Annotated in this window: 24 protein-coding genes; 10 read left to right on the top strand and 14 right to left on the bottom strand. The window is 72.2% G+C overall.

From position 1 onward, the window contains the following. On the bottom strand, positions 1-1539 hold the full coding sequence (locus J2X63_RS06510) for an MmgE/PrpD family protein (RefSeq protein ID WP_309975307.1): 1539 nt from the start codon (positions 1537-1539) through the stop codon (positions 1-3). A gap of 130 nt (positions 1540-1669) precedes the next feature. Beyond that, on the bottom strand, positions 1670-2773 hold the full coding sequence (locus J2X63_RS06515; protein WP_309975309.1) for an enoyl-CoA hydratase/isomerase family protein: 1104 nt from the start codon (positions 2771-2773) through the stop codon (positions 1670-1672). A gap of 57 nt (positions 2774-2830) precedes the next feature. Between J2X63_RS06515 and J2X63_RS06520 the strand changes: the two genes are divergently transcribed. Together J2X63_RS06520 and J2X63_RS06525 are read left to right on the top strand one after the other, a co-directional pair. Then, a complete protein-coding gene (locus J2X63_RS06520; RefSeq protein WP_309975311.1) occupies positions 2831-3217 on the top strand; it encodes a VOC family protein in 387 nt (128 codons plus the stop codon). Positions 3218-3293: 76 nt separating this feature from the next. Next, the gene (locus tag J2X63_RS06525; protein WP_309975313.1) at positions 3294-3932 is read left to right on the top strand and encodes a LysE family translocator; all 639 of its coding nucleotides are present in this window, start codon (positions 3294-3296) and stop codon (positions 3930-3932) included. Positions 3933-4043: 111 nt separating this feature from the next. On the opposite strand, the gene J2X63_RS06530 is transcribed toward J2X63_RS06525, so the two are convergent. The 5 genes from J2X63_RS06530 to J2X63_RS06550 all read right to left on the bottom strand — a co-directional run bounded on the left by J2X63_RS06530 (position 4044) and on the right by J2X63_RS06550 (position 9742). Next, positions 4044-5579, bottom strand: a complete 1536-nt coding sequence (locus J2X63_RS06530; RefSeq protein ID WP_309975314.1) for a sodium:solute symporter — start codon at positions 5577-5579, stop codon at positions 4044-4046. 51 nt (positions 5580-5630) lie between these two features. After that, complete coding sequence (locus J2X63_RS06535; protein ID WP_309975315.1) at positions 5631-7358, bottom strand: thiamine pyrophosphate-binding protein; 1728 nt, start codon at positions 7356-7358, stop codon at positions 5631-5633. A 4-nt stretch (positions 7359-7362) separates the two neighbouring features. Continuing rightward, complete coding sequence (gene speB / locus J2X63_RS06540; protein ID WP_309975316.1) at positions 7363-8370, bottom strand: agmatinase; 1008 nt, start codon at positions 8368-8370, stop codon at positions 7363-7365. Between the two features lie 188 nt (positions 8371-8558). After that, entirely contained in the window at positions 8559-9137 is a 579-nt protein-coding gene (locus tag J2X63_RS06545; RefSeq protein ID WP_309975318.1) for a helix-turn-helix domain-containing protein, read from the bottom strand. Between the two features lie 68 nt (positions 9138-9205). After that, complete coding sequence (locus J2X63_RS06550; RefSeq protein WP_309975320.1) at positions 9206-9742, bottom strand: YbhB/YbcL family Raf kinase inhibitor-like protein; 537 nt, start codon at positions 9740-9742, stop codon at positions 9206-9208. A gap of 199 nt (positions 9743-9941) precedes the next feature. On the opposite strand from J2X63_RS06550, the gene J2X63_RS06555 reads away from it, so the two are divergent. Then, entirely contained in the window at positions 9942-10895 is a 954-nt protein-coding gene (locus tag J2X63_RS06555) for a rhodanese-related sulfurtransferase (RefSeq protein ID WP_309975323.1), read from the top strand. A gap of 81 nt (positions 10896-10976) precedes the next feature. Here the strand turns inward: J2X63_RS06555 and J2X63_RS06560 are convergent, their stop codons facing one another. Both J2X63_RS06560 and J2X63_RS06565 read right to left on the bottom strand, forming a co-directional pair. Next, positions 10977-11858, bottom strand: coding sequence for a carbon-nitrogen hydrolase family protein (locus tag J2X63_RS06560; protein ID WP_309975326.1), 882 nt, complete (start codon positions 11856-11858; stop codon positions 10977-10979). A 2-nt stretch (positions 11859-11860) separates the two neighbouring features. Then, positions 11861-13483 carry an APC family permease gene (locus J2X63_RS06565; RefSeq protein ID WP_309975328.1) on the bottom strand — a complete coding sequence of 541 codons (1623 nt, stop codon included), beginning with the start codon at positions 13481-13483 and terminating at the stop codon, positions 11861-11863. A gap of 164 nt (positions 13484-13647) precedes the next feature. Between J2X63_RS06565 and J2X63_RS06570 the strand changes: the two genes are divergently transcribed. Next, complete coding sequence (locus J2X63_RS06570) at positions 13648-14262, top strand: TetR family transcriptional regulator C-terminal domain-containing protein (protein WP_309975330.1); 615 nt, start codon at positions 13648-13650, stop codon at positions 14260-14262. 25 nt (positions 14263-14287) lie between these two features. Here J2X63_RS06570 and J2X63_RS06575 read toward each other — a convergent pair whose 3' ends face one another. Both J2X63_RS06575 and J2X63_RS06580 read right to left on the bottom strand, forming a co-directional pair. Next, the gene (locus tag J2X63_RS06575) at positions 14288-14821 is read right to left on the bottom strand and encodes a hypothetical protein (protein ID WP_309975332.1); all 534 of its coding nucleotides are present in this window, start codon (positions 14819-14821) and stop codon (positions 14288-14290) included. Continuing rightward, on the bottom strand, positions 14818-15759 hold the full coding sequence (locus J2X63_RS06580; protein ID WP_309975334.1) for an LssY C-terminal domain-containing protein: 942 nt from the start codon (positions 15757-15759) through the stop codon (positions 14818-14820). Before J2X63_RS06580 ends, J2X63_RS06575 begins: the two co-directional genes overlap by 4 nt. A 73-nt stretch (positions 15760-15832) precedes the next feature. On the opposite strand from J2X63_RS06580, the gene J2X63_RS06585 reads away from it, so the two are divergent. From J2X63_RS06585 to J2X63_RS06610, 6 genes are all read left to right on the top strand, one after another. Next, entirely contained in the window at positions 15833-17044 is a 1212-nt protein-coding gene (locus J2X63_RS06585; protein WP_309975335.1) for a cysteine desulfurase-like protein, read from the top strand. 70 nt (positions 17045-17114) lie between these two features. After that, entirely contained in the window at positions 17115-17888 is a 774-nt protein-coding gene (locus J2X63_RS06590) for an isocitrate lyase/phosphoenolpyruvate mutase family protein (RefSeq protein WP_309975337.1), read from the top strand. 144 nt (positions 17889-18032) lie between these two features. After that, positions 18033-18929 (top strand): ATP-binding cassette domain-containing protein, encoded by an 897-nt coding sequence (locus tag J2X63_RS06595; protein WP_309975339.1) that lies wholly within the window; start codon positions 18033-18035, stop codon positions 18927-18929. Beyond that, positions 18929-19750: an ABC transporter permease gene (locus J2X63_RS06600; RefSeq protein ID WP_309975341.1), complete on the top strand. Its 822-nt coding sequence runs from the start codon at positions 18929-18931 to the stop codon at positions 19748-19750. Before J2X63_RS06595 ends, J2X63_RS06600 begins: the two co-directional genes overlap by 1 nt. Positions 19751-19752: 2 nt before the next feature. Continuing rightward, positions 19753-20895: a winged helix DNA-binding domain-containing protein gene (locus J2X63_RS06605; RefSeq protein ID WP_309975342.1), complete on the top strand. Its 1143-nt coding sequence runs from the start codon at positions 19753-19755 to the stop codon at positions 20893-20895. 34 nt (positions 20896-20929) lie between these two features. Continuing rightward, positions 20930-21310: a DUF1304 domain-containing protein gene (locus J2X63_RS06610; protein WP_309975344.1), complete on the top strand. Its 381-nt coding sequence runs from the start codon at positions 20930-20932 to the stop codon at positions 21308-21310. Positions 21311-21760: 450 nt separating this feature from the next. Here the strand turns inward: J2X63_RS06610 and J2X63_RS06615 are convergent, their stop codons facing one another. The 3 genes from J2X63_RS06615 to J2X63_RS06625 form a co-directional block, all read right to left on the bottom strand. After that, positions 21761-22933 (bottom strand): DegT/DnrJ/EryC1/StrS family aminotransferase, encoded by a 1173-nt coding sequence (locus tag J2X63_RS06615; RefSeq protein ID WP_309975345.1) that lies wholly within the window; start codon positions 22931-22933, stop codon positions 21761-21763. A 22-nt stretch (positions 22934-22955) separates the two neighbouring features. Next, on the bottom strand, positions 22956-24035 hold the full coding sequence (locus tag J2X63_RS06620; protein WP_309975348.1) for a glycosyltransferase family 2 protein: 1080 nt from the start codon (positions 24033-24035) through the stop codon (positions 22956-22958). A gap of 594 nt (positions 24036-24629) precedes the next feature. Beyond that, positions 24630-25013 carry a hypothetical protein gene (locus J2X63_RS06625; RefSeq protein WP_309975350.1) on the bottom strand — a complete coding sequence of 128 codons (384 nt, stop codon included), beginning with the start codon at positions 25011-25013 and terminating at the stop codon, positions 24630-24632. Between the last annotated feature and the right edge of the window lie 51 nt (positions 25014-25064).

Consider the following 25064-nt stretch of genomic DNA (forward strand, 5'->3'; position numbering starts at 1 on the left):
CTAGAACAGCCCCGTGGGGATGTCGACGCCGACGAGCGCGCCCGGCGCCGCGGTGATGGTGAGGCCGCCGAGCTCGTCGGGGCCGAGCTCGGGAAGGCGCTGCGCGAGGTCGAGGAACCGCTCGATCTCGGCCTCCTCGAGCACCCACTCCGCGAGGGTGCGGAACTTCTGCACATATTGCTCACGGGCGAAGGGCCGGGCACCGAGCGGATGTGCGTCGGCGACCGCGATCTCGTCGACGATCTCGCCCCCGTCGCTGAGCTTGATGACCACGCGGCCGCCGAAGGCCTTCTCGGCGATGTCGTTGGAGTGATAGCGGCGCGTCCACTCGGGATCCTCGACCGTGGAGACCTTCTTCCACAGCGCCACGGTGTCGTCGCGGTGCGCGCGCTCGGGCGAGTACGAGTCGGCGTGGTGCCAGGTGCCGTCCTGCAGCGCGACCGTGAAGATGTACGGGATCGAGTGGTCGAGCGTCTCGCGGGAGGCGTCGGGGTCGTACTTCTGGGGGTCGTTCGCGCCCGAGCCGATCACGTAGTGCGTATGGTGCGAGGTGTGCAGGGTGATCGACTCGATGCGGTCGGGGTCGTCGAGGATCAGCGGGTACTCGTCGTGGAGCTTGCGGGCGAGGTCGATCCACGCCTGGGCCTGGTACTCGGCCGAGTGCTCCTTCGTGTAGGAGTCGAGGATGGCGCGCTTGGACTCGCCGTCTTCGGGGATGGTCACCTCGTAGGAGGCGTCCGGCCCGTCGAGGAGCCACGCGATGACGCCGTCTTCGCCCTCGTAGATCGGCACGGGGCTGGTCTCACCGCGCATCGCGCGGTCGACCGCCTCGACGGCCATCTTGCCGGCGAAGGCGGGGGCGTGCGCCTTCCACGTGGAGATCTCGCCCTTGCGGGACTGGCGCGTGGCCGTGGTCGTGTGCAGGGCCTGGCCGATGGCCTGGAAGATCGTCTCCTGGTCGAGGCCGAGGAGGGTGCCGATGCCGGCGGCAGCCGACGGGCCGAGGTGCGCGACGTGGTCGATCTTGTGCTTGTGGAGTGAGATCGCCTTGACGAGGTCGATCTGGATCTCGTAGCCCGTGGCGATGCCCCGCACGATGTCGCGGCCGGTGAGGCCGCGGGCGGCGGCGAGGTGCTGGGCCACGGCCACGATCGGCGGGATGTTGTCGCCCGGGTGCGAGTATTCTGCGGCGAGGAAGGTGTCGTGGAAGTCGAGCTCGCGCACGGCCACGCCGTTGGCCCACGCGGCCCACTCGGGCGACGTGCGGCGTGCGGCATCCGCGCCGAAGACCGTGGCGCCGTCGCCGCCGATCGACACCGGATGTGCGAGCGCCTGGCTGCGCGCGGAGACGACCGGCTTGCGGGCCAGCGAGGCGGCCGCGACGGCCGCGTTGTCGATCACCCGGTTGACGACCATGTCGACGACATCGTCGTCGAGCTCGACCGGGTCGGTCGCGACCCCGGCCAGCTGCCAGGCGAGCTGCCCCTCGCGGACCAGGTTCTCGTCGCTTCGGTGGGTGCGCAGGTGGTGGGTCTTCACGAGCCCACCGTATCGAATGGGGCCTGTGGATACCCGGGGGCGCGCGAACTGCGGCAGGGGTTGCCGATCGGGGCGCGCCGTGCGAGGGACACCCTGGGGCGGGCGGTGCCTTCGGCGTGCGAGGCGGGCGTCAGGCCGCGGGGCGATCGGGCCAGACGGGCTCGTGCACCTGCGCCTCGATGACCCGGGCCGCGAGGTGCGGATCGACCCCGGCCAGCGTGCCCGGGCTCCACTTCGGCGATCGGTCCTTGTCGATGACCTGGGCGCGGATCCCCTCGCGCAGGTCGTGCTGCTCGATGAACCACGACACGAGCCGGAACTCCTGCTCGAGCGCGTCCTCGAGGCTCGGCAGCGTGCGGGCGCGGCGCACCGCCTCGAGGGTGACCGTGAGCGCCGTCGGCGAGAGCGTCTCGAGCTCGTCGGCGGCCGCCGCTGCGTAGGCGGACGCCGCGGGGTCGAGCGGATGCGTCGGGAAGGCGCGCCCATCGGCGAACGCCCGCAGCCGCGCGATGATCTCGTGCACCGTCGGCGCGGAGTAGCAGGCGTCGACCCAGTCGCGAGCGAGCGCGAGCGCCGACGGTCCGGGCGTCTCGTCGAACAGCATGACGATCTCTGCCGGGCTGCCGGGGTCGGCGCGCTCGGCGAGGGCCTGGATGAGGTGCGGCAGCCGCTCGGACGGGACGAACGAATCGGCGAAGCCGGCGTGCAGCGCGTCGGCGGCATCCATCGTGCGCGAGTTGAGGGCGAGGTGCACGCCGAGCTCGCCGGGCGCCTTGGCGAGCAGCCACGAGCCGCCCACGTCGGGCGTGAAGCCGATGCGCGTCTCGGGCATCGCGACGCGCGAGCGCTCGGTCACGATGCGGATCGCCGCGTGGCCGGCGAGCCCGATTCCGCCGCCCATGGTGATGCCGTCCATGATCGCGACGACCGGCTTGGGGTAGCGCGCGATCATGGCGTCGAGGCGGTACTCTGCGCGGAAGAACTCGCGGGCCTCCCCCGCATTGCCGTCGACGGCGTACCCGTAGAGCTCGCGGATGTCGCCGCCGGCGGAGAAGCCGCGCTCCCCCGCCCCGTCGATCACGACCACGCCGACCTCGCTGTCGTGCCGCCACGCCTCGAAGACGCCGGTGAGCTCACGGATCATCGCGTAGCTCAGGGCGTTGAGCGCCTGGGGTCGATCGAGCGTCACATGGCCGAGCCCGTCGACGACGCTCACCGAGATCTGGTCGCTCACGACTGCCACCGTAGCGGCATCCCGACCCGCGGCGTAGCCTCGCGTCGAGGAGGCCTCATGATCGAATCCGCGTTCCCCATCCTCGAGGTGCCCGATGTCGACGCGGCGCTCGCGTTCTACCGCGACGCGCTCGGCGGAGTCGTCACCTACACCTTCACCGTCCCGCCGGAAGGCGGCGACGTCGTCTACGCGTCGCTGGCGGTGGGCTCCTCGTCGCTCGGCATCGGCCTCGCCGAGAACCCGCCTCCCCCCGGCAACGTGCTGCTCTGGTTCTACGTCGACGACGTCGACCGGGTGACGGCCCAGCTCGCCGGCTCGGGGGCATCCGTCATGGAGGAACCGACCGACCAGCCGTGGGGCGAGCGCACCTCGCTCATCGCCGATCCGTTCGGCACCCGCATCCGGCTCGGCGCCGCGATCTCGCCGCCGCCCGAGGAGGAGTAGGCAGCGCAGCCGCACCCGCCCGAGGAGGAACGACCCCGGCCCCGGCGCAGCGGCACCCGCGGAGTAGCATGCACGGGTGGTCCCCTTGGAGAACCTGTGGGCGTTCGTGCTCACGTCGATCGTGCTGATCGTGATCCCCGGTCCGAGCGTGCTGTTCGTGATCGGGCGGTCGCTCGCGCTCGGCCGCGTCGGCGGCCTGCTCAGCGTGCTCGGCAACGCCATCGGCATGATCCCGCTCGTGGCGGCGGTCGCCCTCGGCGTCGGTGCGCTGGTCGCCCAGTCGGTCGTGATCTTCACGATCATCAAGTTCGCCGGCGCCCTGTACCTCGTCTACCTCGGCATCCAGGCGATTCGGCACCGAGCGGATGCCGCGGCCGCCGTCAACGGCGAGGTCGCCCCCCGCTCGCACTGGCGCCAGCTCGGCGAGGGCTTCGTCGTGGGCGTCACCAACCCCAAGACCATCGCCTTCTTCGTCGCCGTGCTGCCCCAGTTCGTCGACTTCACGGCCGGCTCGATTCCCCTGCAGCTCTTCGAGCTCGGCGTCGTGTTCATCGTGCTCGCGCTGCTCTGCGACTCGGTCTGGGCGCTCGCGGCGAGCGCGGCCCGCGACTGGTTCGCGCGCTCGCCCAAGCGTGCGGCCCACCTCGCCGCGACCGGCGGCGTCATGATGATCGGCCTCGGCGGGGTGCTCGCCCTCACGGGCAACAAGCACTGACGGAGCACACGCCCTGCAGCGCGCGCTGGGACAGGCGCTCGGACAGGCGGAACGGCGGATGCCTCGCCCCCACGAGGCATCCGCCGTTCCCGTCTCGGTGCGGCCGCCGGCCTATTCCGCTGCGGGCCGCGTCGCGGCGATGGGCTCGCCGTGGCTCGCTGCCGGGACCGCGGCGTCGGGCTCAGCGGCATCCGCCTCGGGCTCGGCGCGGCCGGCGAGCCGGTCGTTCCAGATCTGCAGCACCGACGCCGGCGTGCGCGGGGTGAGCAGGCTGGCGATGACGTACGCCGCGAGGCTGGCGGCGAGGCCGAAGTAGATCGGCTCGTTCGCCATGACGCCGCCGGGCACGACGAACATCGTGCCGAGCGTCACGACCGTGCCGACCCCCATCGACCAGAGCGCCCCGGCCCCGGTCGCGCGCTTCCATACGAAGCCGCCGAGGATGGCGACGAGGAGACCGCCGACCAGGATGTCGTAGGCGACCGTCAGTGCGGCGACCACGTCGTTGAGCATGGCGGCGATGACGATGACCGCGACCCCGAGCACCACGACGTAGAGGCGGTTGGAGCGGATGTCGTGCTCGGGATTCGAGTTCGCCGCGGCATCCGCTGCGCTACGACCGAAGAGCCGCTTCACGATGGGCATGACGTCGGCGCGGGCGACCGTGGCCGTGGCGATGAGCGCGCCCGAGGCGGTCGACATCATCGCGGCGACGGCGGCCGCGAGCACGATGCCGCTGAGGCCGATCGGCAGGATCTGCTGGGTGACGGCGGCGTACACGTCGTCCTTCGCCTCGATGCCCGGCATGAACGAGGCGGCGGCGGTGCCGATGAGTGCGCCGGCGACGCCGTAGAGCAGGCAGTAGACGGATGCCGCGGTGCCGCCCCACTTCGCGACCTTCGGGGAGCGCGCCGTGAAGACCCGCTGCCAGATGTCCTGGCCGATGAGCATGCCGAACGTGTAGATGACGAAGAACGTGATGATCGTGTCGACGCCGATCGCCGTGAAGTCGAACGCCGCCTCGCCGAGCCGGTCGACGATGCCCTCGTAGCCGCCCGCGTGGATCCAGGCGAAGGGCAGCAGCAGGAAGAAGACGCCGATGGTCTTCAGGACGAACTGCACCATGTCGGTGAGGGTGATCGACCACATGCCGCCGATCGAGGAGTAGAGCATCACGATCACGCCGCCGATGATCACCGAGAGCGTGCGGTCGGTGTCGAACAGCACGTTGAAGATCGTCGCGTAGGCGATCGTCGACGTCACCGAGAGCATGAGCGTGTAGGCCATCATGACGAAGCCCGAGGCGCTCGTGGCGTTCACGCCGTAGCGGAGCTTCAGCATCTGCGCGACGGTGTAGACCTTCAGCTTCGCGATGCGGCTCGCGAACAGGATGCTGAGGAGGAAGAGGCCCACGGCGATCGCGACGACGAGCCACATGCCCGAGATGCCGAACTTGTAGCCGAGGCCGACGCCGCCGACGGTCGAGGCACCGCCGAGCACGACGGCCGCCATGGTGCCGGTGTAGAGCGTCGGGCCGAGGCGCCGGCCGGCGACGAGGAAGTCGCTCGAGTTCTTGGTGCGGGACTTGCCCCACCAGCCGAACAGCAGCATGGCGGCGAGGTAGATGATGATGATCGCGATATCCATCGTTGGATCCTTTGCGTCAGGTCTCGGTCGAGGGTCGGGTGGTGCGTCGGGTTACTGCAGGTGTGTCGGCGCGAACATGCGCAACACGGCGGGCACGACCACGACAACGGGGCCGGGCTCGCGGAAGGTGCGGGCGATGGTCTCGCCCACGGTCTCGAGGGTCGCCTCATGGGCGGTCACGCCGAACGCCCTGGCGAGCGCGGCGAAGTCGGGGCCGGCGAGCTCGGTGGCCGTGGCCTGGCCGAACTGCTCCGTCATGTACTCGCGGAGGATGCCGTAGCCGCCGTCGTCGACGATGAGCCAGGTCACGTCGGCGTCGTGCTGGCGGGCGGTCGCGAGTTCGGCGATCGAGTACATCGCGCCGCCGTCGCCCGAGACGGCGAGGGTGCGCCGGCCGGAGCCGATCGCCGCGGCGAGCGCTGCGGGGAACGCGAAGCCGAGGCCGCCCGAGCCCTGGGCGGAGTGGAACTCGCCCCGCTCTGGATCCCAGGCCGACCAGGCCCAGTAACCGGCGATCGTCATGTCCCAGAAGGTGTGGGCGTCGGCGGGCACGGCGGCGCGGAGGTCGGCGAGCAGGCCGCGCTCGGCGGCGAGGTCCTGCGCGGCGAGGCGGGCCTCGACGTCGGCGCGGAGGCGTGCGGCGACCCGAGCGCCGGACGCGTGGCGGTCGGCCGTGCCAGCCGGTCGCTGCGACTCGTGCTCGGTCGGCCGTGACGGAAGCCGGTCGGCGATGGCCGACAGGGCGAGTGCGGCGTCGGCGTGGATGCCGAGGCCCCGGAAGTTCGAGCCCAGCACGCGGGGCTCGGCGTCGACCTGGATGAGCCGGCCGCGCGGCGCGAACGTGAAGTAGTTGCTCGTGACCTCGCCGATGGCGGTGCCGACGGCGAGGAGCACGTCGGCCTGCTCGAGCAGGTCGGTCGTGTACCGGTCCTCGATCCACGATGCCGCCGACAGCGGGTGGTCGAATGGGATCGCGCCCTTGCCGCCGACGGTCGAGACGACGGGCGCGTCCAGGGCCTCGGCGAGCCGCACGAGCGCGGCGCGGCCGCCCTGCGAGCGCCGCACTCCCCCGCCGGCGAGGATGACCGGGCGCTCGGCGCCCGCGAGCAGCGCGGCGGCCTCGTCGACGAGCTCGGGCCGCGGCATCCGCTCGGGGATCGACGTGATCGCCGACTGCACCGGCGGCACGTCGGTGGCCTCGAGGAGCACGTCCTCGGGGATCTCGACCCACGTGGGACCGGCCGGAGCCGCCTGGGCGAGCGACCACGCGTCGGCGAGGGCCGACGGGATGTGCGCGGCCTCACGGACGAGCGCGGTCGACTTGGTGACGTTGCGCGCGCTCTGCTGCTGGTCGTCGAGCTGGTGCAACAGGCCCTTGCGGGCGCCGCCGAGTCCGCGGCGGGGGATCTGGCTCGTGATGACGAGCACCGGGACGCCGGTGGCATACGCCTCCTGCAGTGCGCCGAGCGCGGTGAGCGCGCCCGGGCCGGTCGAGAGGAACAGCACGCCGACCTCACCCGTCGCGCGTGCGTAGCCGTCGGCGCCGAACGCCGAGTTGTTCTCGACGCGCGAGCTCACGAACTCGAGCTCACTGCGGCGGATCGCGTCGAACAGGCCGAGCGCGTGCTGGCCCGGGATGCCGAAGACGTGGGTGACGCCGAGCGCCGCCAGCGATTCGACCACGACGTCGCCGCCGTTGCGGACGTGGGCGTCGGGGGTCGGGGCGGCGTCCGTCGGGTCGGCCGTGCCCGCCGACTCGGCCGCGCGCGCGTCGATCATCGACTCAGACAACGGATGCCTCGCGCAGGAGCTGCTCGGCCGAGGGCGCGCTGCCCGCGGCATCCGTCGCCTCGTGCTGGATCGCGAGCAGCGAGACCAGGTCGTACGCCAGGTGCGAGGCGGCGACGCCGGTGATCTCGGCGTGGTCGTAGGCCGGGGCGACCTCGACGACGTCGGCGCCGATGAGGTTGAGGCCGCGGAACCCGCGGAGGATCTCGAGGAGCTCGCGGCTCGTGATGCCGCCCGCCTCGGGAGTGCCGGTGCCGGGCGCGTGCGCGGGGTCCATGACGTCGACGTCGATGGAGATGTAGAGGGGGCGGTCGCCGATGCGATCGCGGAGCTTCGCGACGACCTCGTCGACGCCCTGGCGGTAGACGTCGGCGCTCGTGACGATGCCGAAGCCGAAGCGGCGGTCGTCCTCGAGGTCCTTCTTGCCGTAGAGCGGGCCGCGCGTGCCGACGTGGCTCAGCGCCTCGGTGTCGATGATGCCCTCCTCGAACGCCCGCCGGAACGGGGTGCCGTGCGTGTACTCGGCGCCGAAGTAGGTGTCCCACGTGTCGAGGTGCGCGTCGAAGTGGAGCAGCGCGACGGGCCCGTGCCGCTCGGCCGCGGCGCGGAGCAGCGGGAGCGCGATGGTGTGGTCGCCGCCGAGCGTGACGAGGCGCGTGCCGTTCGCGGTGAGGTCGAGGGCGGCGGCCTGGATGGCGTCGATCGCCTCGCCGATGTGGAACGGGTTCGCGACGATGTCGCCCGCGTCGGCGACCTGGGCGATCTCGAACGGCGACACGTCGAGCGCCGGATTGTAGGGACGCAGCAGGCGCGAGGCCTCACGGATGTGCGTCGGGCCGAAGCGCGCGCCGGGCCGGTAGGACACGCCGCTGTCGAACGGCACGCCGGCGACGACGATGTCGGCATGCTCGACCTGGTCGAGGCGGGGCAGCCGCGCGAACCCGGCGGGGCCCGCGTAGCGAGGGGTCTTGGAGCTGTCGATGGGACCGATCGGCTGCGTCATCTCGCAACCTCCTTGTTGCTTGGCTTGTTGCTTTGTGTGAATCTTTTGTTGCTACATGGGCAACTACGACTGCACACAAAGTAGCCCTGATGCGGGCGCGCGTCAAGACCGGATCGAGACGGATGCCGCGCGCACGCGACGTCCGCCATGGTCAGCCGTGCGCGCGCTCGAGCCGGAGGGGCTCGCGGTCAGGAGCTCCAGAGCGCCGGCACGAGCACCCAGATCACCTCGGCGCCACCGTCGCCGGCGACCTGCCAGCTGTGCGGCTCGTGACCGTTGAAGGTGATGCTGTCGCCGGGGCCGAGCTCCCAGTCCTGGTCGGAGAAGCGCACGACGACCGAGCCCTGCAGCACATGCAGCACGTCGACGTCGGCGGCGACCGCATAGAGCTCCTTGCCGCCGTGACCGCCCGGCTCGATCACCGACCGGATCACCTGCACGCGCGACTCCGAGCGCGGCGAGAGCAGGCGCTCCTCGGTGTCGACGCCGCCGAGGTTGATGCGCGGCCCGGTGCCCGAGGGGACGAACTGCACGTCGGGCGCCTCGAACAGGGAGCCGACCGAGATGGAGAGCACCTCGCACAGGGTGATCAACGACGAGACGCTGGGCGAGGTCATGTCGCGCTCGACCCGGGAGAGGAAGCCCTTGGTCAGCCCCGTGATGCGCGCGACCTCGTCGATGGTGAGCTGCTGGGCCTGGCGGGCGGCGCGCAGGCGGGAGCCGATGGCGACACGGCGACTGTTCGGCTCCAACGGCATCGGGCGCATGATGCACACACGCTACCCGATGGGCCTCCGCCTGCCGCGGACGCGGATGAGCGCCCGGCCGAACGGGGTCAGTCGCGCGTCGCCGTGCCCGTCAGGATGCCGCGCGCGATCGCGTGGAAGAAGCACCGAGCGCCCAGGATCGCCGGCGAGGCGTCTGCGTCGAGCTCGAGGCCCGGCACGTCGAGCGCGTGCACGACGAAGAGGTACCGGTGCACGCCCGTGCCCCGCGGGGGCGCCGCGCCGATGAACCCGCGCGAGCCCTCCTCGTTGCGCAGCACCAACGCGCCGTCGGGCAGCGGCGGGCCGCCGGCACTGCCCGCACCCGCCTCGAGGCTCGTCACCGACGCCGGCAGGTTCGCGAGCGACCAGTGCCACCAGCCGGAGCCGCTCGGCGCGTCGGGGTCGAGGCAGGTCACAGCGAAGCTGCGGGTCGCCGCCGGGAAGCCCGACCACGACAGCTGCGGCGAGCGGTCGACGCCGCCCGCGGCCGAACTCCACTGGGGGCGGCCGAGCGGCCCGCCCTCCTCGAAGTCGGCGCTCGTCACGGTGAACGAGTCCACGGGCCGCAAGCCCTGCAGTGCCTGGTACGGGTCGACGTCGAGCATCGCGATCCTCCTCGGGAGTGGTCGTCTGCGGTCGCCGCCAGCCTATGCGGCGGGGGCGCCGGGGCGACCCCCTTGACGGGCGGGTCGGAGAGTCGGGCCCGCGGGTCGGGCGGCGCACCGTGGAGCGGGCGGCGGGCGGGCGCCCGGGAGGTGCCGACCCGCTCGGCCGGCTCGCGGCATCCGACCGTATGATCTCGGGGTGGCCGTCGCCAAGATCCTCCTCTACTACGTCTTCACCCCGCTCGCCGACCCCGACGCCGTGCGCCTCTGGCAGCGCGACCTCGCCGAGTCGCTCGGGCTGCGCGGGCGCATCCTCATCTCGAAGGACGGCCTGAACGGCACGCTCGGCGGCGAGCTGCGGGCGCTCAAGCGCTACGTGCGCAAGACCCGCGACTACCCGGCGTTCAAGCACATCGACTTCAAATGGAGCGAGGGCACCGGGCTCGACGAGGCGGGCGCGAGCCTCGACTTCCCGAAGCTCGTGGTGAAGGTGCGCGACGAGATCGTGTCGTTCGGGGCGCCGGGCGAGCTGCGCGTCGACGACGCGGGCGTGGTGGGCGGCGGCACCCGGCTGACCCCGGAGGCGCTGCACGAGCTCGTGGCCGAACGCGGCGACGACGTGGTGTTCTTCGACGGACGCAACGCGCTCGAGGCGGCGATCGGGCGCTTCCGCGGGGCGGTCGTGCCCGACGTCGAGACCACGCGGGACTTCGTCGAGGAGCTCGACTCGGGGAAGTACGACGAGCTCAAGGGCCGCCCCGTCGTGACCTACTGCACCGGCGGCATCCGCTGCGAGGTGCTGTCGAGCCTGATGGCGAGCCGCGGCTTCGGCGAGGTCTACCAGCTCGAGGGCGGCATCGTGCGCTACGGCGAGCGCTACGGCGACGACGGGCTGTGGGACGGCTCGCTCTACGTCTTCGACGGGCGCGGCTCGGTCGACTTCAGCGACCACGCCGCCGTGATCGGCACCTGCACGGTGTGCGGCGCGGCCACGAACCGCACCGTCAACTGCACGGATGCCGCGTGCCGCACGCAGCTCGTCGTGTGCGCGTCGTGCGACGCCGTCGCCTGCCCCGCGCACGCCGGCGCCGCGGCATCCGCCCAGCACGCGGCATCCGCCGCGCCGCACGCGGGCACGCAGCTGCCGGGATGACGCGAATCGGCCTTCCGGCGCTCGGGAAGGTCGATTCGCGTCACCTCGCGCGGCCTGCTCGCGGGTCTGCCGGGGCGGCGGTCACGCGAGGGCGGGATCGACCGCCCAGGCCGGGGGCTGGAAGGTCGCCCCGCCGTACATCGGGTACCGCACGAGCGCGCACTGGTCGGCGAGCTGGGCCCACGGGCGGTTCAGCCCGAACGTGCCGTGCTCCCGCACGAGTCGCACACGGTCGAGGTCGAGCACCCCGAACAGCACCTCCTCGCCCTCGCCGGCCTGCTGCATGATCGTGCCCTCGGGATCGACGAGCACGCTCGCCCCCACGCCGGCGGGCGAGGCGCTGTTGACGTTGACGACGAAGACCTGATTCGCGAAGGCGTTCGCACGCGACATCACGACCTCCATCTCGCGGTCGCGAGTGGTGGTCAGCGTCGGCTGGATGATCACGTCGGCGCCGAGCCACGCGAGCTGCCGGGCCACCTCGGGGAAGCTGCCGTCGAAGCAGATCGCGAGCCCGACCCGGCCCTTGCCCGGGATGTCGAACGTGACGAAGTCGCTGCCCGGCTCCAGCGCCTCGTACGGCCGCCATGGGAAGAGCTTGCGGTAGCGGGCGACGATCTCGCCCTCGGGTGAGATCGCGACGGCCGTGTTGAAGAGCCGTCCGTCCTCGTCGCGCTCGACGAGGGATCCGGGAACGAGCCAGACGCCGAGCTCGCGGGCGAGGTCGCCGAGCCGGTCGGTGAGTGGGCCGGGGATGCTCGTCGCGGCGCGCTCGTCGAACTGCGGGTCGGCGACGAGGAGCGGGCCGGGCGCCGCCAGCAGCAGCTCGGGCACGACGACCAGGTCGACGTGCGGCCGCATCGCGACCGCAGCGCGCACCTGGCCGGCGAACCGCTGCCACGTGGCGTCGAGGTCACGCGCCACGGCGGTGGTCTGGATGGCTGCAATGGACAGGGTGCGCACGATCAGCGCTCCTCTCGGGTCGATTCGGTGGGCGGAACGGCGGGCACCGCATCCGGGATGGCGGCGGGAGCGGCATCCGGAATGGCGGTCGGCGGGGCATCCGCTGGGTCGGCGATCACGAAGTCGTGGTCGTGGACCGTGCCGACGGGAATGACGCGTCGGGCGAAGAACTCGGGGAACACGGGCCGGACCAGGAGCGTGACGATGAGGCCGAGCGCCAGGGCGCCCACGCCGATCCAGAACACGGTGCCGACGCCGAGGACGGAGTCCCCGACGTAGTCGGGCCGGGCCATGTCGATCGCGCTCACGATGAATGCCACGATCATGAGCAGGGCGCCGAGCGCGGGGAGGACACCGGCGACGATGAAGGACCGGGGCCCGCGACGCAGGTCGGAAGCGAAATAGACGATCGCCGCGATCGCGGTGACGGCGTAGTAGGCGGCGACCATCACGCCGATCGCGAGGATCGCGAGGCCGATGAAGTCGCTCGAGACCAGCGTGAGCACGACGATCGTGGCGACGCTGAGTCCGGCCCACCAGTAAGTGGCGAGATGGGGGGTGCGGTGCACGCGATGCACCCGGCCGACGCTCGCCGGAAGTGCGCGGTATGTGGCCATGCTGAGCCAGGTGCGGGGGGTGCTCACGGCCACCGTGAAGAGCGCCGCAAGTGCGGACAACCCGATCGCCAGGGTGATCACCCGGCCGAAGACCTCGCCTGTGGCGAGCGGGCCGAGCACCGAGAGCACGTCGTCGATCGCGGCATCCGACGTGATCAGGTCGACCCCGCCGTAGCCGATCGCGGCGACCGAGGCGCCGCAGTAGAGCACCAGCAGGATGACCGTCGAGATGATCACGGCACGACCCGGCGTACGGGAACGCTCCGTCGTCTCCTCGTTGACGGAGATGAGCGCGTCCCAGCCCCAGTAGATGAACAGGCACAGGATGACGCCCGCGACCAGTCCGGCGGGATCGCCGACGGCCAACGGGTTGAACCAGCTGAGGCTCACCGGCTCGCCGGTCGAGGGCGCCGTGCCGGCGGCCATCGCCGAGAACGCGGCCACGCAGAATCCGCCGATCGCCACGATCTGCAGCGCGATGAGGGCGTACTGGATCCAGGCCGCGAGCTCGATCCCTCGCACGGCGACCGCGGCGCTGAGCGCGATGAGGCCGATCGCGATCGCGATCGTCGCGACGGGATCGTCGGCGACGAACCCGAGTCCGACGGCGTCGAGGAGGTAGACCGTGGCGACCTCGGCGAGCGCAGCCGTGGCGATGAACGTCGCGACCTGCGGCACCCATCCTCCGAAGAACCATCCCGCGAACGGGCCGAGCGCCCGCGAGATCCAGACGAAGACGCCGCCGCAGTCGGGCATGGCGCGGTTCAGGTCGCGGAACGCGAACGCGGTGAAGAGGATCGGCACGAAGCCGAGCAGGAAGGCGGCCGGGGTCTGCACGCCGACGGCCCCGACGACGTACCCGAGCGTGACCGCGAGGCTGTACGCCGGCGCGACGGCGGCGAGGCCGAGTGCCACGATACGGCCGAGGCCGAGCGCGTCGCGTTGGAGGCCCTTGTCGGGTGCGCCCGCTGTGGGCGACGACGCCGGGGTGAGAGGTGTCGGGCTCATCGAGTCTCCTTCGACTGCGATCGTTGTCTGAATGATCTTCAGACAACTCAGTTGAATGGCATTCAAACAACGACATGGTCGCGCGTCAAGTGTTTTCCGTACGAGATTCAGAAAACGGTGCGCGCGGGACGCGCCCTGGCCCCGGATCACGGCAGAATGAGCGCGTGCCCCGTCCCAACCGCAAGGCCGAGCGACGCCTCGCCATCCTCGACGCCGCCCGTCGCGTGGCCGTACGCGAAGGCGCCGAGGGCACCACGCTGCGCGCCGTCGCGACCGCCGCCGACATGGAGCCTTCGGCGGTGCTCTACTACTTCACGGGGCTCAGCGAGATCGTGCGTGAGCTCGTCTACGCGGCGAGCGACCGGTTCATCGACACCATCAGCCGGGCGGTCGCAGAGGCGAGCACACCCGGCCAGCGGCTCACCGCCGCCATCGAGGCCGGCAGCACCGGCGGGCTCGAGGGTGACGAGTCGCGCATCCTCTACGAGTTCTGGCCGGCCGGCCTGCGCGACGAGTCGCTGAACGACGCCGACCACGCCCTCGACCGTCGCCAGGTCGAGATCTACGTCGGGATCCTCGACGACGGCGTGGCTGCCGGCGTCTTCCATCCGCGCATCCAGGTCACCGAGGTGGCCTGGGCACTCGTCGCGCTGGAGGACGGCCTCGTGATGGACATCCTCGCGGGCACCAAGACCCACGGCGAGGTCACCGCGCTCATCCGGTCGGTCGCCGCGGCGCTGCTCGACGTGTCGCTGCCCGCGCCAGGAGGCGACGCCTGACGGCGGCCTTCGCGCGCGGCGGCGGTCAGCGCGCGCGGCCGGGCGGCCGCGGGCGGCGGGCGTAGGCCCGGGCCGAGCGGCTCGACAGGGCGAGCATCACCAGGATGTCGAGGGCGAGCGTCACGAACGTGGTCTGCAGCGTGATCTCCTGGTCGCCGACCCACCAGGTCACGAACGACGAGCTGATGCTGATGGTGGAGATGACCATCACCACGATGCGCGGCCAGTTGAGCCCGAGCCACGTCAGCACGCCGAGCACGAGGTCGATGAGCAGCACGACGCCGATCAGGATAACGGTGAACGTGTAGACGGCCTGCGATGTCGCCGCGAACGCGTCGCCGGTGATCGGGTCGCCGACCTCGTCGACCGCCTCAGTGAAGACCTGGTCCCACTGGAGCGAGAGCGCGCCCAGCCAGACGGCACCCGCCAGCACCCGCAGCAGCACGAGTGCCGCGCCGACGGTGGTCGAGATGGGCCGGCGCATGGCGGGCGGACCTGCGACGGGCGCGACGAGCACGGCCGGCGGCTCGAACGCCGGGCGCTTCTCGACGGCGGTCATGCGTCACCGCCTGCCGGGAGCGCGGATGCCCCGGGCGCGGCATCCGGAACCGACGCGGCCGCCGCGGCATCCGGAACCGACCCGGCATCCGCCACCGTGACGCCACGCACGTCGATCACCGGTAGGTCGCCGTCGGTGATGATCGAGTCGCCGCCGCCGTTGCGGGAGTGGTAGCCGGTCGCGAAGTCGCGCAGCACCTCGACGCGCACGGCGGGGTGCGCGTCGCGCACCGTGGTGACGATGTGGTCGCGTTCGACGTCGGTGTCGGCGTCGATCTTGTGCGTGACCTGCAGGGTGAAGAGCGAGAAGCCCACCGCCCGGTCGAACGTGCCCGCGGCGAGCCAGTCGACGCGCGAGCCGCCGGGCAGCAGCCAGCCGTCGGGGCAGCGCCAGAAGCGCACGTGGTGGCGCTTCGCGGGATTGCCGGCCACCTCCTGCTGGTACGCGGAGTCCTGCTGCCGCCCGAACAGGAAGAGCGGGCTCACCGGAGCCTCGTCGTAGCTGCGCCGGGTCACGGTGGACGTGACGATGCGCCAGCTGGAGCCGAGGGTGACCTCGTCGGCGCGCGTCCACCCGGCGGCGAGCATCGCGGCGTGCAGCTGTGCCTCGTCGCCGAGCACCGCGAGGTTCACGGGGTCGCCGAGGAGTCCGTCGCTCGTGCGGGCGCGACCGATGAAGTAGTCGGGCACGTAGATGGTGGTGAGGATGCGGTGCAGCCGTGGCAGCACGAGGTAGGCGAGCAGTGCCCAGAACAGGACGAAGCCGAGGATGCCCCACCAGCCGAACGAGAACGACTCGGTGAACAGCAGGTAGGCGAGCCAGATGGCCGCGAGCCCGGCGAAGACGAAGAAGAAGCCGTCGAGCAGCGCGCTGAACGAGAACCCGCGCCGTGGCGCCTCGCCTGCCGCACCGGATGCCTCGGCGCCCACCCCGCCCATGACTGCATGCTAGTCCGCGGGACCACGCCGACGGCCCCTCGTGCCACCGCCCCGCCGTGATTAGGCTGCCCGCATGGCCTACGACGTCGCGCGCATCCGTTCGCTGTTCCCCTCGCTGGAGAGCGGGTGGGCGCACTTCGACGGTCCGGGCGGAACGCAGACGCCGCGCGCGGTCGGCGACGCCGTGGCATCCGTGCTCACCGGGCCGCTCTCCAACCGCGGCACGATCGGCGAGTCGGAGGAGCGCGCCGAGGCCGCGGTGCACCGGTTCCGGCTGGCGATGGCCGACCTGCTCGACGCGCACCCCCGCGGCATCGTGCACGGCCGCAGCGCGACGCAGCTGACTTACGACTTCTCACGGCATCTCTCACGCGAGTGGGGTCCCGGCGACGAGGTGGTGGTCACCCGCCTCGACCACGACGCGAACGTGCGGCCGTGGGTGCAGGCGGCCGAGCACACGGGCGCGACGGTGCGCTGGGTCGACTTCGACCCCGACACCGCAGAGCTGTCGACGGATGCCGCGGCCGCGGCGCTCTCAGACCGCACCCGCGTCGTCGCGGTGACGGGGGCGTCGAACCTGCTGGGCACGAAGCCCGACGTCGCCGGGATCGCCGCCGCGGCGCACGACGCCGGCGCGCTCGTGTTCGTCGACGGCGTGCACCTCACCGCGCACGAGCTGCCGGCGATGGGTGCACTCGGCGCTGACTTCTACGTGTGCTCGCCCTACAAGTTCCTCGGCCCGCACTGCGGCGTGCTCGCGGCCCGGCCCGAGCTGCTCGAGCGGATCCTGCCCGACAAGCTGCTGCCGGCGACCAACGTGGTGCCCGAGCGGTTCGAGTTCGGCACACTCCCCTACGAGCTGCTGGCGGGGGTCACGGCCGCCGTCGACGTGCTGGCAGGGCTCGACCCCGACGCGGCCGAGGCGGCGGAGTCGCGCCGGGAGCGCCTCACCGCGTCGTACGCCGCGCTGCACGAGCACGAGGCGCGGCTGCTCGACCGGCTCGAGGAGGGGCTGGCCGCGCTGCCGGGTGCGTCGATCCGGTCACGCGCGGCGCGGCGGACGCCCACCCTGCTCGCCACGTTCGACGGCCGCGTGGCGGCCGACCTCACCCGGTCGCTCGCCGAGGGGAAGGTGCTCGCGCCGTCGGGCAACTTCTATGCGCTCGAGGCGTCGCGGCACCTCGGCCTCGGCGATGCTGGTGGCCTGCGAATGGGTCTCGCGCCCTACACCGACGACGCCGACGTGGACCGGTTGCTCGAGGGCCTCGCCTGGGCGCTGCGCTGACGGCCTCCGCCGGGACGCTGCGCTGACGCCCCGGGTGTCGCGCCGCCGCCCCGGTCCGTAGGCTGAGCGGATGACCCTCGCCGAGACCGCTGCCGAACTCCGCCGCCTGCACACCGACCCCGAACTGCTGCAGGTGGTGAACGTGTGGGACGTCGTGAGCGCCAAGGCCGTGGCCGCGCTGCACGCCACCCGCGCGATCGCGACGGCCAGCCACTCCATCGCCGCCACGTTCGGGTACCCCGACGGCGAGCAGATCCCCGTGGACCTCATGCTCGACATGGTGGGGCGCATCGCGGCCGCCGTCGACGTTCCCGTCACCGCCGACCTCGAGGCCGGCTACGGCGACCCGGGCGAGACGATCCGCCGCGCGATCGGCGTGGGCGTCGTCGGCGCGAACCTCGAGGACCAGCTGAAGCCCCTCGCCGAGTCCGTCGCCGCCGTCGAGGCCGCCGTGGCCGCCGGCGAGGCCGAGGGCGTGCCGTTCGTGCTCAATGCGCGCACGGACGCGTTCCTCCGCGGTCGCGATCGCGAGCGCGACACGAACGTCGCCGACGCGATCGAGCGCGGGCGCGCCTACCTCGAGGCCGGCGCCACCTGCGTCTTCGTGCCCGGCAACTTCGGCGAGGACGTCGTCGTCGAGCTCGTCGCCGGCCTCGGCGAGCAGCGGGTCAGCCTCATCGGGCTCCCCGACGTGCCCACGCCCACGCGCCTCCAGGAGCTCGGCGTCGCGCGCCTCTCCTACGGCCCGTACAGCCAGCGCGTCGTGCTCGCCGAGCTGCAGGACCTGGCGAGCTACCTCTACGACGGGGGCGTGCTGCCCGCCGGCATCCGACCGCTCAACTAGCGCCCACTCCGCGAATCCCCCGCCCGACGGATGCCCCGCGCGCCGGTCCGTCGCTAGGGTGGCCCTGTGGCGGTTCGACCGTCCGGGGCCGTGCGGGGGCCGGCCCATCGCGGGTCCTGACGTCCCCGCACGTGAGGAGAGCGCATGGAGAGCGGCATCCCCATCGAGATCTCGGGGCTCAGCAAGCAGTTCGGCCACGTGACCGCGGTCGACGACCTCAGCTTCACGGTGGAACCCGGCCGGGTCACCGGGTTCCTCGGCCCGAACGGCGCGGGCAAGACGACGACCCTGCGGGTGCTCCTCGGACTCGTTCGGCCCAGCACGGGCACGGCCACCTTCGGCGGCACCGCCTACCGCGACCTGCCGCGCCCCCTCACGACGGTGGGCGCCGCGCTCGACGCGAACTTCCACCCCGGCCGCACGGCCCGCAACCACCTGCGCGTCTACGCCACGGCGGCGGGCATCCCTGGCACCCGCGTGCCGGCCGTGCTCGAGCAGGTCGGCCTCGACGAGTTCGCCGACCGGCGCGTGGGCGGCTACTCCCTCGGCATGCGCCAGCGGCTCTCGCTGGCCTACACCCTGCTCGGCGATCCGGCCGTGTTCGTGCTCGACGAACCCATCAACGGCCTCGACCCCGAGGGCATCAAGTGGATCCGCGGGTTCCTGCAGGGCCTCGCCCGCGAGGGGCGAACGGTGCTCGTGAGCTCGCACCTGCTCAGCGAGGTGCAGCAGAGCGTCGACGACGTGGTGATCATCTCGCGCGGCCGGCTCGTGAAGACCGGCACGCTGTCGAGCCTCGAGCTCGACGCCGCACCGCGCACCATCGTCGACTCCCCCGACCGGCCGAGCCTCGCCGCGGCGCTCGAGCAGGCCGGGCTGGAGTTCACCGAGGGTCGCAGCGGCTTCATCGTCGATGAGCCCGACCCCGGACTCGTCGGGCACGCGGCCTTCGTCGGCGGCGTCGAGCTCAGCGCCCTGCACCGGCTGAAATCCGGACTCGAGGAGTCGTTCCTCGCACTCGTCGGCGAGGAGGTGCACTGATGCGCGCGATCGGCTCGGAGTTCCAGAAGGTCTTCACGACGCGCATGTGGTGGCTGCTCGCCATCCTGCTCGTCGCCTACGTCGCCTTCCTCGCTGGCGGCCTCGGTGCGTTCTTCGGCTGGGCGATCGAGAATCCGGATGCCGCGTCGCGGGCCGGCGGCAGCACGCAGCTGCCTCCCGGGGCCCAGCTCGCTCCGCTGCTCTACAGCTTCGCCTCGTCGGTGGGCTACGTGTTCCCCGTGCTGCTCGGTGCGCTCGCGGTCACCGGGGAGTTCCGGCACAAGACGCTCACGCCCACGTTCCTCGCCCAGCCGCACCGGTCGGTGGTGCTCAGCGCGAAGTTCGTCTCGGAGCTCGTGATGGGCGCCGGCTTCGGGGTGATCGCGTTCGCCACGTCGGTCGCCGCGGGTGCCGGGGCGCTCGCCCTGTTCGGCCTCGACAGCGGCCTGGACGACAGCGACACGTGGGCGCTCGTCGGCCGCGGCATCCTCGCGATGGCGCTCTGGGCGACCATCGGCGTCGGGCTCGGCTCGCTCGTGCCCAACCAGGTCGCCGCCATCGTCATCGTGATCGCGTTCACCCAGTTCGTCGAGCCGATCCTGCGCCTGGCGGCGTCGCTGAACGAGGTCACCGCATCGATCGGCCAGTTCCTGCCGGGGGCTGCGAGCGACGCGCTCGTCGGCGCCTCGTTCTACAGCATCGCCTCGGCGGGTGGAACGCAGACGCTCGACTGGTGGCAGGGCGGGCTCGTGCTGCTCGCGATCGGCGTGCTGGCGACGCTCATCGGCGGCGCGACGACGTGGCGCCGGGACGTGCAGTAGCGGTGGACCTGGCCGGCCTGCGGGAACTGCGCCTGCGCGTGCAGGGACTGCGCGCCCCGTTCGACGCCTCGGCTCCCGAGGTCGTGCGGCGGTTCGCGGCGGTGCAGGCGCAGGAGTTCGTGCCGGCGCAGTGGGGGCTCGCCGCGCGCGTGCCGGTCGAGCGGCGACCGGATGCCGCATCCGTCGCCGCGGCGCTCGACACGGGCGAGATCCTCCGCACGCACGTGCTGCGACCCACGTGGCACTTCCTCCACCCCGACGACGCGCGCTGGATCATGGAGCTCTCGGCGGAACGGGTGCACCGCGCCAACGGCACCCACTACCGCCGCACCGGGATCGAGGGCGAGGTCGCCGCCCGCGCGCTGGACCTCGTCGCCGCGTCACTGGCGGGCGGGCATCGCACCCGGGCCGAGCTCGCCGCGGCGCTCGACGCGGGCGGGATCGAGGGCACGGGCCTCAGCTTCGTCTACGTCATGATGACGGCCGAGCTGGAACGCGTCGCGATCAGCGGGGCGAACGCCGGCAAGCAGCGCACGTACGCCGCCTTCGACGAGCGTGTGCCGCCGTCGGCGCCCCGGCCGCGCGACGAGGCGCTCGCCGACCTGGCCGCCCGCTTCATCGCCTCGCGCGGACCGGTGACCGACCGGGACTTCGCGACCTGGTCGGGCTTCACGCTCGGCGACACCCGGCAGGCGTTCGCGGATGCCGCGGAGCGGGCCGGCTCCGGCCGCTTCGAGTGGATCGACGTCGAGGGCACGCGGCACGTCGTCGACGCGGCATCCGTCGGCGCAGCATCCGTCGACGGTGCATCATCCCCGCCCGCCGACGGACCCGTGGTCGACCTGCTGCAGGCGTACGACGAGTACATCATGGGCTACGCCGCGCCCCGCACCTACCTGCTTCCCGCCGACCGCGATGCGGTGCACGCCGAGTTCCCCCTGCACGCGCTCATGGTCGACGGCGTCATGGCGGGGCGCTGGGCGCCGGTCGTGCAGGCGAAGCGCGCGACCGCCAGGGTGGTGCCGTGGCGCGCGTTCTCGGCGCCCGAGGAACGCGCGCTCGCGGCATCCGTCGCCGACCTGGAGCGCTTCCTCGGCGTGCCCGTCACGATGTCCGTGGACCCGCAGCCGACCGCCGCGCCCTGACCGCCCCGGCGCGCCCGACCGATACGATCGCGACATGGCCGTCATCGCGAGCATCTTCGTCGCCCTCGCCGCGCTCCTGCACGGCTACATCTTCCTCATGGAGAGCGTGTGGTGGACCCGCCCGTCGACGTGGAAGCGGTTCGGCGTTCCCGACCAGGCCTCCGCCGACACCACCCGGCCGATGGCCTACAACCAGGGCTTCTACAACCTGTTCCTCGGGATCGGAGCCGCGCTCGGGCTGGTGATGTACTGGGCGGGCGCCGTCGACGTCGGCAAGGCCCTCGTGCTGTTCACCACCGCCTGCATGGTGCTCGCGGCCCTCGTGCTGACGACGACCGGCCGCGGCTACCTGCGGCCCGCGCTGATCCAGGGCACCCTGCCGCTCATCGGGTTCGTGCTGTTCGCCCTGGCGTGAGCCGCCGGGTCGGGCTCCCTCCCGCCCTCCCCCGAATGGGGTCCTATGCGCTGTTCGCGCGCAGGCGTAGCTTTCAGAGCACTCCCGTCGATCGCGACTTCCGGGTCGCTCGGTTCGGCGGGCGCGAGTGAATCGCACGTGTCAGCGTGCGAGAGGCGCGACGCTCCGGCGTCGCGACTGGGCCACTGACGAGCCGGCATCGATCGGCCCCGTTCCGCGTTGAACGCTCGCCCTCCCCTGGGCTGTCCCCGAGGCTCCCTCATGGTCGCGTCCCCCGAACGCCGTACGACCGCGATGCCGGAAGCGCCGCCACTGCTGCGCACGCTCCGCCGCCTCGTCGTCGCGCTCCGGGCCGCAGCCCCCTAGACGACCGCGGCCGGCGCGTCCCTGCCTCTTGCCCCCAAGACGCGTCGGCCGTGTGTCACCAAGCGCCGACTCGGGCCAGCGGGCTCACGCGGCGGGCCACGCCCCCGTCACGTCGACCTCGCGCTCACGCACGAACGGGTCGCCCTCGGGCCTGAGGCCGAACGCCTCGCGCATCGCACGGGTGACCCGCACGACCTGCCGGGCCGTCATGTGCGGGAAGATCGGCAGGCTGAGGAGCTCGTCCGCGGCGGCATCCGCCACCGGGCAGTCGGTCCGCCGAATGCGCTGGTCGGCCAGGGCACGAGAACGGTGCAGCGGGACCGGATAGTGGATGCCGGTGGCGACCCCGGCGGCGGCGAGTTGCGCGGCCACGTGCTCCCGGTTCGCGACCCTGACCACGTAGTGGTGCCAGACATGCTCGTTGCCATTCGCGACCTGCGGGAGGACCACCTCGTCGATGTCGTGGAGGAGCGCCGAATAGACGGAGGCCACGGCGCGTCGCCTGGCGTTCCAGTCCTCCAGGCGCTTGAGCTTCGCCGAGAGCACGATGGCCTGCACCGCATCGAGCCGGGAGGTGAAGCCCAGCAGCGAATGCTCGTCGCCGTCCTCGCTGCCGTGCGAGCCGATCATGCGCACTGCCCGCGCGAGTGAGGGGTCGTCGGTCGTGACCGCGCCGCCGTCGCCCGCGGCGCCGAGGTTGGTGCCGGGGGCGAAGCTGGTCGCCGCGATGCGCCCGAGGCTGCCCGACACCTCGCCATGCCGCCTCGCGCCGTGCGACTGGGCGGCATCCTCCACCAGCACCGCGCCGATGCGGCGCGCGATGGGCACCAGGTCCTCGACCGGCGCGGCCTGGCCATGGAGGTGCACGGCGACGATGACGCGCGTCGCCGTGCTCGACGCCGCCTCGACCGCGTCGGGATCGATGAGCAGCGAAGTCGCGTCGACGTCGACGAGGACCGGGATGCCGCCGGCGCGGATGACGGCCTCAGCCGTGGCGATGAACGTATTGGCGGGGAGGATGACCTCGACGCCCTGGCCGACGCCGACGGCGCGAAGCGCCGCCTCGAGGGCGTCCGTTCCGCTGCCCATGCCGACGCAGTGCCGGGCGCCGGTGTAGGCCGCGTACTCACGCTCGAACGCATCGACCTCGGGTCCGCCGACGAACACTCCCGACGCCAAGGCGGCACGCAGCCGTGGCAGCACCTCGTCGTCCACCTCGTGCTGCTGCGCGGCGAGATCCGTGAACGGCACGGTCATCCGGCCACCTCCTGCTCGTCGGTCACGAGATCCCCACGTGTCTCCAGAACGACCATCGAAGCCGATCCAACTGGCGGCGGCAGGCCTCGATGCACCGCTGCGCCAGTCGCGGCGAACCTCCTGCGTACGCACGACGGAGGCCGCGCACGACGGCACGACCCCGACGTCGCCGCAGCGACGAGCGGCGCACCTCGCCGGCCACGCGATAGAGGTCGGATGCGACGTCCGCGTCGCCGCCGCCGTCGAGCTCGCGTTGCGCCAGCAGCAATGCCTCCCGCGCGACCGCCCGTTCAGCCCGGCTGAGCAGGAGGTCGTACCTCGGGACCGCCTCGCGCGTGCCGGGCGCCGCGATCGTGCGGAACGCCGCGGCCCGCTCGCGAAGATGCTCAGCCATCCCGTCGAACGCGCTGACCCTCGTGTCGTCGGCGTGCACGCGGTGCATGGCCTGCAGCGGTCCGTTCACCCGCGCGACGTCCCAGCGGGCCGCCATGCGGAGCGGGAACTCGAGCTCGTCGGAGTGGGGCAGGCGTGCGTCGTAGGGCCCGACCTGACGCACCGCCTCCATGCGCACGACGACCTCGGGCGAGAGGATGAAGCTCCGACCGCGCCAGCAGGCGAGGCGGATCCATTCGTGGCCGTGCCACACGGTCCAGGTGACCCGACGAGCGCCTGCGCCGACACCGGCGGCATCCGATTCGTCGTCGAGTTCGAGCGGCCTGCCGTACACCATCCCGACCGTGGGCTCAGCGAGCATGAGCCGTGCCGCTCGTCCAAGGGCACCGGGGGCGACGAGGTCGTCGGCGGACACGACGGCGACGAACTCCGTCGTCACGACCGCGAGGCCGTCGTTGCAGGACGCGATGCGGCCGGCGTGCTCGTCGTGCGCGATGACCTGCACGCGCTCGTCGGCGGCCAGCCGTCGACCCGCGGCAAGCGAACCGTCCGGTGAGGCGTCGTCGACGATGACGACCCGTGGGTCGACGTCGTCCTGCGCGAGCACTGCGCCGACCGCGGCATCCAGGTACTGCCCCTGCCGGTAGCACGGGATCACCACGGTGACGGCGGGGCGCGCGTCAGTCGGAGCGGGGAACCGCACCCTCACGCCGACTCCTCGGTCGCGGTGCCACCCACCCGCTCGGTGCTGCGACTGCGCTGCCGTGCCCCGCACGCGCGCTGGATGGTGTCGTGACGGGGGAGGCGGACAACTGGGCTGATATCCGCTCCCCCGCCCCGACGTCTGGGCGGCCCGGTGGCCGGATCGATGAGCCTGTCGCGTGTCTGTGGGATGGCGCACGCCGCGACCTGCCCGCCGCCCTGAGGGGCGGAGACGGGCGGTCCGATGACGGTGGCCGCGGAAGGGCCGACGACGTCGAGAGCCAGGCAGGGTGGGACACGGGAAGACCCTTGGGGACGAGAGTCGTAATACGCCACGCCGGGACGCAAGGGGATGCGCATCGGCGTGCTATCGGGCTTGTGCTCAGACCAGGGGAGGTCTGGGTGAAAACGCGCGACGAGGTCAGTTTCGAGATCGCCTCATGTTTCTCGGGTGAAGTCAGTTCTACGCCTCGCGGTGACCGCAGTCTTCCCCCCGTTCGGGGCATTGACCCGGAAACGGTCGGATGGCAGCCCAGAACAGCCGAGCATCGGACGCCTCGCGCACCGATTCGCCGTCGACGCACCTCGGCGTCGAAGCGCCCTACTCGGCGGGATGCCCGTCGGCCACCGACGGCGGCTCGTTGAGCTTCAGCCGGTCGATGAGCGTGGCCGAGTGGTTGGTGCTCAGGATGAGGCGGGTGAACTCGCCGTCGGCCAGCTCGAGCACCACGGCCTGCCGCTTGCCCTTCACGATGACGAAGTCGGTGCCGCCGTGGTACTTCCACACACCGACCGCCACGACGAGCGGCACCTCGCTGCCCCGCTTGCGGATGCCGCGGATCCACACCCACGGGTCGTCGGTGACGGTCGCCGAGCGGATGTCGTCGCGCTGCACCACGATGTCGTCGGCACGCAGCGCGAGCGCCTTCTCGGCCGGGGTGAGGTGAACCTCGATCCGATCGGGATGCACGCGAAGGTTGGCCATGGTTCCATCCTGCCCGAGGCCGGCGACAGCCGTCGCGTCGCCACCCCACAA

The sequence above is a fragment of the Agromyces sp. 3263 genome, from assembly GCF_031456545.1.
Lineage (GTDB): Bacteria > Actinomycetota > Actinomycetes > Actinomycetales > Microbacteriaceae > Agromyces.